The organism is Vibrio sp. YT-15 (assembly GCF_033337445.1).
In the GTDB taxonomy this organism is placed as follows: Bacteria; Pseudomonadota; Gammaproteobacteria; order Enterobacterales; family Vibrionaceae; genus Vibrio; species Vibrio alginolyticus.
Genome location: NZ_JAWOQR010000160.1, coordinates 1 through 1,074 on the forward strand (window position 1 = coordinate 1; position 1,074 = coordinate 1,074).

The 1,074-nt window shown below is 48.0% G+C and carries 1 protein-coding gene; it reads right to left on the reverse strand.

Annotated elements, in window-relative coordinates; genetic code table 11:
* Positions 1-109: 109 nt before the first annotated feature.
* The coding region (locus tag R7D93_RS25990) for a methyl-accepting chemotaxis protein (RefSeq protein WP_318129645.1) at positions 110-1,074 on the reverse strand (965 nt) is incomplete at its 5' end.

Below are 1,074 nucleotides of genomic sequence, written 5' to 3' on the forward strand. Positions count from 1 at the left end.
TGTTTCTTCCTTTGGTGAAAAGCACGGTGATTCATTCTTTATACCAGACTTAAAGCAAATAAAAACGCCCACAAAAGGTTTGTGGGCGTTTTATCAAATCCAATTCGCTTTATACGCTAAATGACTTAATCTTCTTATCTAGCTCTTCGGCATTACTTTGCATCATTTCAGAGGTTTCCAGTAACTCTGTGACCACCACGACCGATGCTTCAACCAGCTCACGAACGTTCGTTAAGTTCTGGCTCATTTCTTCCGCTACACTGCTTTGTTGTCCTGAAGCGGTGGCAATTTGGAAGTTCATGTCGTTGATTTGTGTTACTTGAGCAACGATGCCATCAAGCTCACTACCCGCGTTAGAAACCAGTTCCACGCCTTCAGCAGCTTCGACAACACTTTTCTCCATCAAATCAACCGCAGAAGTCGCGCTGGCCTGTAGCTGAGTGATCATTTCTTGAATTTCCACCGTCGCTTGTTGCGTGCGCTGCGCAAGGTTACGAACTTCGTCCGCCACCACAGCAAAACCACGCCCTGCTTCACCAGCACGCGCCGCTTCAATCGCCGCATTCAAAGCAGGCAAGTTAGTTTGCTCAGAGATGCCTTGAATCGTACCCACTACGCTACCAATCGACTCCACACGCTCTTCGACTTGGTTTACGGCTTGTGCAGAAGACGCAATATCTGAAGATAGCTCGCTCATTTTCGCCACTGTGCTTTGCAAGAACTGTTGACCCGTTACGGCTTGCGTGGCCGCCTGTTCCGTCAAAGAAGAAGCCGTTTGAGCATGATCAGCCACCGTTTGTACGGTCGATGACATCTCACTCATGGCCGTCGCCAGTTGGTCAATCTCGTTGAACTCTTCTTGCGCCGACTCTTTAGTTTCTGACATGCTCAGCGTCATCACTTCGGTCAATCCAGAGAGCTCATCGGAGGCATTAATCTGAGTTTTAATCACATCATGTAACTGTTTACGGGTCTTCTCCAGCTCACGCGCCACGTCACCGTATTCATCTTTACACTCCATGCCAAAAGGAACGGAGAGGTTTTTCTGCGCCATAAGTTTGATGGCATCATTGA